This is a genomic window from Pseudomonadales bacterium (genome assembly GCA_013215025.1).
Taxonomy (GTDB): domain Bacteria; phylum Pseudomonadota; class Gammaproteobacteria; order Pseudomonadales; family DT-91; genus DT-91.
Genome location: JABSRR010000157.1, coordinates 1 through 8,314, shown reverse-complemented (window position 1 = coordinate 8,314; position 8,314 = coordinate 1). Strand labels below are relative to the sequence as shown.

The following is an 8,314-nucleotide window of genomic DNA, read 5'->3' as shown; positions in this document are numbered from 1 at the left end:
TATTGCCCAATAGCTATTACTGGTTAGGCCGCTTACAGGCACAATCCGATGAGCACAGTCAGGCAAGCGCCTCATTTGCTGAGATTTTAGCTCAGTTTCCTGACGATAAACGTGCAGCCGACGCTGCCTACTACCAAGCTCTATCCAAATTTCAATTAGGCGAGCAGAGTGCAGCGAAACAGCAGCTGCAGGATGTAATTGAGCGTTATCAATTCGATCAAGCCGCCGCGAAGCAGAGCCTGGTTAATAAGGCGCGTGAGTTTTTGCGTCTCAACTATCCTTAGTAGCAATACCATTGCTATTGCCATAAACCTGCGCTACTGACTGCATGAAATCTGACACGCTTCGCCTGACCGAAATATTTTACTCGCTGCAGGGAGAGACGAAAACGCTCGGCCTTGCCACGGTTTTTGTGCGTTTAACCGGCTGCCCGCTGCGCTGTCAATATTGCGATACTGAATATGCGTTTCACGGCGGCAGCACATTTTCTTTTAGCGATATTCTCAGCCAAGTTGGCAAATACCAGGCTCGCTATGTCTGTGTTACCGGCGGTGAACCGCTAGCCCAGCCAAACTGTAAAGCCTTACTGAAACTGCTGTGTGAGCAAGGCTATCAAGTCTCATTAGAAACGTCTGGGGCGATGGATATCGCCGATATCGACCCCAGAGTTAGCGTGGTGTTAGATCTAAAAACACCTGATTCGGCTGAATCGTCGCGCAATCTGTACAGCAATATCCCGCTGTTGCAAAAAAATGATCAGCTAAAGTTTGTGATTTGCTCACGTCAAGATTATGACTGGGCAAAATTTAAATGTGATGAACTTCAGCTGTATTCTAAGGTCGAAGAGGTGATCTTTTCGCCCAGCTTTGAACAACAAACAGCGCGCGAATTAGCCGATTGGATTATCGCCGATAATTTACCGGTTCGCTTTCAGCTGCAGCTGCACAAAATACTCTGGGACGATGCACCCGGCCATTGATGGCCTTAACGCCCTAACTGTATAGCCTACTAATCAAGAGAAAGCACATGCCTAGCGATTCTGCAGAAAAAGCCGTCATTTTAGTCTCTGGCGGCCTCGATTCATCCACCGTTTTAGCACTCGCCAAGGCACAGGGCTTTGACTGTTATACCTTAAGCTTTGACTACGGTCAGCGACATCGTGCCGAATTAAACGCCGCAGCCGAAGTGTCGCATCACTTCAAGGTCAACGCACACCGGGTTGCGAATGTCGATTTAAGCGTATTTGGTGGCTCAGCCTTAACTGACCACAGCATCGATGTTCCCGAGCAGTCACCGCAAAGCGGCATTCCTATTACCTATGTCCCCGCGCGCAATACGGTATTCTTATCTTATGCCCTGGCATGGGCTGAGGTGCTGGGCGCCAACCATATTATGATTGGTGTCAACGCCGTCGATTATTCGGGCTATCCAGACTGCCGCCCCGAGTTTATCCACGCCTATGAACAGATGGCCAATTTAGCCACCCGCGTAGGGGTTGAGCAACAGTCTATTAAAATTGATGCGCCGCTGATTGATATGAGCAAGGGCGAGATCATTCAAGCTGGCATAGCCAATGGCGTTGACTATGCCATGACCGTGTCTTGCTATCAAGCTAATAGCCAAGGTGAAGCCTGCGGCAAATGTGAGAGCTGTCAGCTGCGTAAAGAGGGTTTTGCGCAAGCTCAAGTTGCCGATCCAACGCGATATTACAGCTAAAAAGTCTTTAAATATTAATGACTTGCTAGAGCATGGCCTGATCATGCTGAAACCTCAAAAAAGTCTCAAAAAGAACTTGCAAGCTGCGCAAAAATCCTTAATATACGCAGCTCCTTCGGGTCGTTAGCTCAGTCGGTAGAGCAGTTGGCTTTTAACCAATTGGTCATAGGTTCGAATCCTATACGACCCACCATATTCAAAAAAGCCGCTCTATTTTGAGCGGTTTTTTTTGATCTGCACGCGCCGCATTGCTTTATTTTAACTGGTCTCTCGAACCAATCTAAAACCAATTTTAGCGCTGGATTTGTCGGCATCAAATGGGCTGCGATTGCTTGCTCGCAAGGTTTTTGGCATATCACCCCAAGAACCGCCGCGCACAACGCGCGTCTGACAGTTGCTATCGTCATTCGCGGCTGACATCGGTAAATCTGTTGACGTATAGGGTTGGTAACAGTCTTCGACCCATTCCCAAAGATTCCCAAAAATATCGAACAGCCCGAGTTGATCAGCCGTTAAACTGCCAACCGGCAATGACCCGGTATTGCCCCAATGACTACAGCCTTCACAATGGGCAATCTGATGTATGGCTGAGCCTTGTGCTCGTTTCGCGATGAACTCCCACTCATGCTCCATCGGCAGTCGATAATGCGCCGCACTGCGGCTCGATAACCAATCAGTAAATTGTTTAGCCTGGTTATATGATATTGAACTAACCGGCAGTAGAGACAAACGCCAATCATCATTTACCGCCTGCTGAGTAAGGGTTAAATATGCCCAATATTGACGCTCGGTCACCTCATATTTCGCAACATAAAAACTATCCACCTGACGCGCAACCGCTGGTCGTTCATCATCGTGACCGCTACCTGATTCATCACCTTGGATAAATTCTCCGCCAGGAACAAAAATCGTCTCCGGCATCGCAATATTTATCAGTGCTTGCTGATACGCTAGCTGTAAAGCCTGAGACAGTTGCTGATAATGGTGCAGTGCTTGCTCAAATTCCGCATTAACATAAGCTTGTTTCGCCATCAGCTCGACTTTATCGGCCTGAGTCGTTACTTCATTAACTGCTTCGGTGCTTGCCTCAGTATTAGCCGCAGGCAATGCCAATGCGCTTATCAAACGGCGCTGTTTGACAGCTGTTTGCGCGCTCGCTAAAGCCGCTTCCGCCTGTTTGGTATGTCTCGATAAGCTTTCTGAGTACTGAACGCTTGCAAGCTGAAAGGCAGATATATTGTGTTTGATTAACGATACATCCACTGCTGTCTGCAGCATATCATGCGCCAATAATTGGGTTTGTAAGGCGTCAAAATACTGCTGTAATAAGCTATCTAATTGCTCGATGTCTTTAGGCGGCCGCTGCAGTTGATATAATTGCTGAAATTGCTGACGCTCAGCTAACAATGCTGCTTGCTTTTGGGCTAACCGGTTCAGAAAAGTATTTGCCAGCTCAGTCCATACGGTTTGCTGCGATTGCTGCAAATCATCGACAGACTTCAAGCCTTGAGGTAAATCAAGCTGCATTGCAGATTGCTGCTTTATCAGCACCTGATATTGCTGCTGATGCGCTAGATAAGCTTTCTTATCCAGCATTTGCAGCTGAGCCAGCAGGCTCTGCAGCCGCGCTTCTCGCTGTTTTAATACAGTTAATGGCTGCGACAACTGGACCTTGGCTGATTGTTCTTGCTCAACATCAGGCGAGGTATCAACCGGCAGGGCTTTCTCCTCACCACAGCCAATCAACAGCATGCAGCTTATCATTAAAGGTGTTAAATTTAAGGTAGGCATGTGCAACTCAACCTGACGTTAACGCCCCACTGCTCTTGATCAGGCAGTACGTCTTTAAGTGTCTGCCCCGCGGTAACGCTTAGATTAACCCAGCGACCATCTGCCACGTTGAGACCCACGCCAACACTGTTGATTTCAAATTGTTTAACCGTTCTGACCAGGGCATGATCATAGAATACAAACCAGTCCATGTAGAAGTGTGGGTTGCTAAGCCAGTTATTATGCAATTCAAATTGTTGGTAGATACCCGTGTCGCCGGATATAGCGCCATTATCATAGCCCCTTACCGTTGATGGGCCTCCTGAGGTAAACGATAATGCCCCTTTTAGGCCTTCTTTATCGGTATACTGAAAACTGAGTTGCTGCTGCAAATAAAAGCCATAGTCTAAACGGTAGAGCCAATCTAAATCGCTCAGCAAAGCTACGAATTGCTGATCATCATCACTATCAAGCGTATCATCAAACTGTGCATAATTGATCAATTCACGCGCATTCACCTGCCAATTATCACCTAACCAGTTGATTTCAACCCCGGCTTGTAATTGTAAGGTATCGGAGTCGGCAATCTTACCCGTTTGCCCAAGCCCCTCAATCGATTCTAATTCGGTCTCAGACTGAGTAAAGGCAACAGTAGCAAGACTATTCAACCAAAATGTCTCTGCCGAGTAACTTAAATGGCTAGCGTCGATACTGAAACGCAGCGACTCACCCTGCGTATCCAATACCTCAAATTCTTCACCCACCACTTGCGTTTGTGTATAACTGAGTGTTGAACCGACGCGCCATTTCGAGGTTGCAATAGGTGCGTTTAAACCAAAGCTTGCGGCCTGTGTGCCCTCTGAAGCCAAAACGTAAGCCAGTGCGCGATCACCAGCAAAAAATAGCTTTTGCCGCTGATAGAGCAAGCCAATTTCATCCTCACCAGAGCTCTCATAACCCCAGTTATCGGCAAAAATTTCTAAATAATCACGGTCCGGCTCATCAACTTGAATCACAATGTTTGTCGCGCCAAACGACTCACCCGCCTGCAATTCAGCGCGCAGACGTTGTTGATTGATTCGGTTATAGACTAACAGCTCATCTTCAAGCTGCTGCGAGTTTAATACCTGATCTGAATCTTGATGCGAAATCCACGCGCGTATTTCATCATCTTCAGTATATTCGTTACCTTCAAACAAAATGCTCTCTAGCTTACCCTCAACTAAGCTAATATTTACAACACCCTGTTTAATTTGCTGCTGAGGTAGTAAGGCTGTTGCCGTATAGATGCCTTTTTCGCGATATAAGCTATTGATATCATCAAGCAAACGTTGCAAATCAGCATAGCTCACTTGCTGACCAAGATAGGCTTTCAGCACGCCAATCAAATCGTCTCGACTTAAGTATGCTGACTTGCTGAACTGAACCGTTTTCAATTCAAAACGTGGCCCTGCATCCTCAACTTGCTCTAAGTCTTCAGCAGCAGGCTGTTGCGCGCTAGGCGTCTCGCTCTGTAAGCTCTGCTTTTTTCTGGTGCGTTGCTCTTGCTTAATCTTGTCTTCTAAAGCCTGACCGGGCTGGAGACCCGGTACCGTAGCCGTTTGTGACCATGAAAAAGAAGCGTAACAAAAGCTAAATAGTAGTCCTAAAAATTTAGCTTTCACGAATATTTTCCTGTTCACCTTCCTGATTAAATGAAATTACATCGTCTAGAGATATTGATTCACCTTCTTCTTGCTCAAACTCAAAGCCGTCAACATCTGAGAAGTCGCTAGCAAAAGCGCGCACCCGACCGATGATATTTTCTAGGTTAAAAATGCGATCAAGCCAGGCTAAATTAGGTCTGACTGGCAAAACATCTTCCAGTTGCAGCGCAGTATTCACTTGATAGTCAACACTTAAGCGAGCATAGGTGCGGTCTTCCTCTATGCCGTACTCGCCACGGAAACCCTGATAAAATAAGTTCACCGCTGAGTTATAGCGACTAAATTGACCGTTTGAAATAATCGTCTGGCCATCCATATCAATCCAGAACTTATCATATGGCGTAATCATCTGCGCATCGGCTGCAAGCGCTTCTGTCGCGGTGTTATTCAGCTTCACATATAAATCGCGTGTTCTCATATCAAGCTGGCCATTAACTTCGGCGTAATCAATCAACAAGCTTGATGATGACTTGATATTGCCATCGCCGGTTAATAGCTCGCCAATATGTAATTTGTCAGTGTTAGAAACATCAATGGATACCCAATCCGCGGGGCCTTGGTCAAAACCGTTAGCATTGACAAAAATTTGCTCATTGCCTGATCCGTTGATAGAAATATCAATATCAGGTGCGTGTAGATTTAATGGCCCATTACTGGTCAAGTTAAAGCGATCAATATCAATCTTATCAGCTGCTGAAAGTTCTGCTGAATCAGCTGTCATTGTTGCCGCAACCAGCGAGCCATCAACCCAAAGCCAGGACTGGGTAGATTCTATATCCTCAATTGTTAAATCTGCTAGAGCTCTAACTTTAACTTCGCCCTGACTAGCTTTTAATAATTTGGCATTTATATCAGATTCAGTAATCAGGTATAAATCGCCATCAATAGTTTCTGCAGAAATCCATGGCAAATCAACCACCAGTGGATCGCCAATACCGACGGCAGACTGCAAATAAGCTTTGGCATTTGCTGATGTTGCCTGTAAGTGCGCCGAGCTCACCAATTTATCATTTGCGAGGCCCTGAATAGCGCCTTGCTCTGAAATAATATTAAAGGCATTGTCGCCATTATGATCACTGCGCAGGTTAGCAAGCTGAATATCATTCATAGCGGAAATCTGCAGTTGCTTACCGCTGCGTAGCTGAGTATTTTCCTGCATCGTGAAAGCATCTGCCATAACGACAATTGAACCGCCAGTAACAATCTGTTTTGACGCCGCAATGTTCACAGCGTCCGCCGCATCAATTGAAGCGTTCTGGCTAACATTTACATTATGATTAAAATTAACAGCCGATAGTGACTCAATTTCTAAATTTTTGGTGGTAACTTGTCCCAGCCTAACGCCACCCAAACCTGCATTTATCTGCGTATCGCCAGCTACCTTAATCTGCGAGGCCTGATCAGCATTAAAGCTAAATGCGCTAAAGTTAGCATCTGCTGCGCCTGAAACATTAACAGCATTAATTTCTAGCTTATCGCCTGCCTGCATGAATATCGAATCAGCTGCCGTCAGAGACTGCTCAATCTGAATAGACTGATCTGCTTCAGCATTTACCCGTCTTGCCTTTACTATCTCAGTGAAGTTAATAGACTTACCGCTGACAATTAAATCACCCTGCACATTCACATCAGCTAGACGCACCTGATCATTCATATTAATCACAGCATTACCATCAGCATCTATAAAACTACTCACATCGCTAATAAAATTTTCAGCATTGACAACAAAATCATCGCCAGTCGCAATAATACTGTCACCTGTAATATTGACATTATCATCTGCTCGAATCACACCATCTTGGCGGACTGCAATATCATTATTTAAAATGATTGATTGGCCTGAATTAATGCTTAAGCTATTAGCGACTAACTCACCTAATACCGCACCAGCCTCACCGGCATCAACCTGCAGTCGACCGTAAGCCTCTAGCTTGCCTTGTCCAGCAAGTCCAATCCGTTTGGCACGAATGGCTATATCACCATTTGCAGCGGCTACTTTCACAGCATCAATGGATAAATCATCATCTGCAATAATATTGATATCCTGCTGCGCTAAAATATTATCGGCAATCGATACCGAAGCAGCGTTGGCGTTAATATTCTCAGCTGAAACTGCCTCATTGAATATAAGGTCGTTGGCATCTATGCGAAGGTAATTCTCAACATCAAGGCTTGCAAGGTTTGCTAGCTCACTTGCGTTAAGGGTTACGTCACTGCCAACAGACATTATTGATTGCTGGCCAGCTGTAAAGTTTGCTGACGCGATTACCACCTCGCCACCCGTTTGCAATTGTTTAGCTGCGGCCAGTTTCACATCATTATTTGCGTTGATCGCTGCAGTTGTCACAACAGTAACATTATTAGTAAGGTCGACCGATTGATCCGAATCAATCGTCAAGCTGTCTGCTGCTAAAACACCAAGCGCCGCACCCTGTGCACCCGCATTGATATCCAGCAAGCCCGAGGTATTCACCGCACCTGCTGTGGCAAGCGCTACTTGATCACCGCTCAATACCGCATCACCGTTTGCTGCCGTGATTGCAACGGCATCGATCATCAACTGATCTGCTGCATGAAGGTCTACACCAGCAGCTGCTGTCATATTTGCAAACACGCTGATATCATCGCTGGCATCCACATCAACGCTGTTGGCTGTCACAGTCTCGTTAAACGCAAGGCCCGTAGCGTCAACATCTAAATCGCCTTGCACATCCACTGTCGCAACTTGCACTTGATCAGCAATAGCAATAATGGCATTGCCGTCGGCATCAAGCATTGAGCCTGCAGCGGTAGTTAGATTATCTGCCGTGATGCTCAAATCAGAAGCTGTGGCTAAGGTCTTAGCCGCCGCTAGCGTCACATCATTATTTGCGTTGATCGCTGCAGTTGTCACAACAGTAACATTATTAGTAAGGTCGACCGATTGATCCGAATCAATCGTTAAGCTGTCTGCTGCTAAAACACCAAGCGCCGCACCCTGTGCACCCGCATTGATATCCAGCAAGCCCGAGGTATTCACCGCACCTGCTGTGGCAAGCGCTACTTGATCACCGCTCAATACCGCATCACCGTTTGCTGCCGTGACCGTCACGGCATCGATCATCAATTGATCTGCTGCATGA

General features: G+C 46.3%; 6 protein-coding genes and 1 tRNA gene. 4 read left to right on the top strand and 3 right to left on the bottom strand.

All coding sequences use genetic code 11. From position 1 onward, the window contains the following. The 4 genes from HRU21_10405 to HRU21_10390 all read left to right on the top strand — a co-directional run. A partial coding sequence (locus HRU21_10405) for a tetratricopeptide repeat protein (protein NRA42700.1) occupies positions 1-284 on the top strand: 284 nt, incomplete at its 5' end. Positions 285-328: 44 nt separating this feature from the next. Continuing rightward, complete coding sequence (queE, locus tag HRU21_10400; protein ID NRA42699.1) at positions 329-979, top strand: 7-carboxy-7-deazaguanine synthase QueE; 651 nt, start codon at positions 329-331, stop codon at positions 977-979. 47 nt (positions 980-1,026) lie between these two features. Continuing rightward, positions 1,027-1,716, top strand: a complete 690-nt coding sequence (gene queC / locus HRU21_10395) for a 7-cyano-7-deazaguanine synthase QueC (protein NRA42698.1) — start codon at positions 1,027-1,029, stop codon at positions 1,714-1,716. A 117-nt stretch (positions 1,717-1,833) separates the two neighbouring features. Further along, a tRNA-Lys gene (locus tag HRU21_10390) sits at positions 1,834-1,909 on the top strand. 65 nt (positions 1,910-1,974) lie between these two features. Here HRU21_10390 and HRU21_10385 read toward each other — a convergent pair. The 3 genes from HRU21_10385 to HRU21_10375 all read right to left on the bottom strand — a co-directional run. Then, positions 1,975-3,507: an SUMF1/EgtB/PvdO family nonheme iron enzyme gene (locus HRU21_10385; GenBank protein ID NRA42697.1), complete on the bottom strand. Its 1,533-nt coding sequence runs from the start codon at positions 3,505-3,507 to the stop codon at positions 1,975-1,977. Further along, positions 3,495-5,150 (bottom strand): ShlB/FhaC/HecB family hemolysin secretion/activation protein, encoded by a 1,656-nt coding sequence (locus tag HRU21_10380; protein NRA42696.1) that lies wholly within the window; start codon positions 5,148-5,150, stop codon positions 3,495-3,497. Before HRU21_10380 ends, HRU21_10385 begins: the two co-directional genes overlap by 13 nt. Continuing rightward, positions 5,140-8,314: hypothetical protein (locus HRU21_10375; protein ID NRA42695.1), on the bottom strand; the 3,175-nt coding region annotated here is incomplete at its 5' end. The genes HRU21_10375 and HRU21_10380, both read right to left, overlap by 11 nt.

Bases quoted from the DNA above. Each gene is read 5' to 3' on its own strand.
- queE (NRA42699.1), top strand. From the start codon at position 329: ATGAAATCTGACACGCTTCGCCTGACCGAAATATTTTACTCGCTGCAG.
- queC (NRA42698.1), top strand. From the start codon at position 1,027: ATGCCTAGCGATTCTGCAGAAAAAGCCGTCATTTTAGTCTCTGGCGGC.
- HRU21_10385 (NRA42697.1), bottom strand. From the start codon at position 3,507: ATGCCTACCTTAAATTTAACACCTTTAATGATAAGCTGCATGCTGTTG.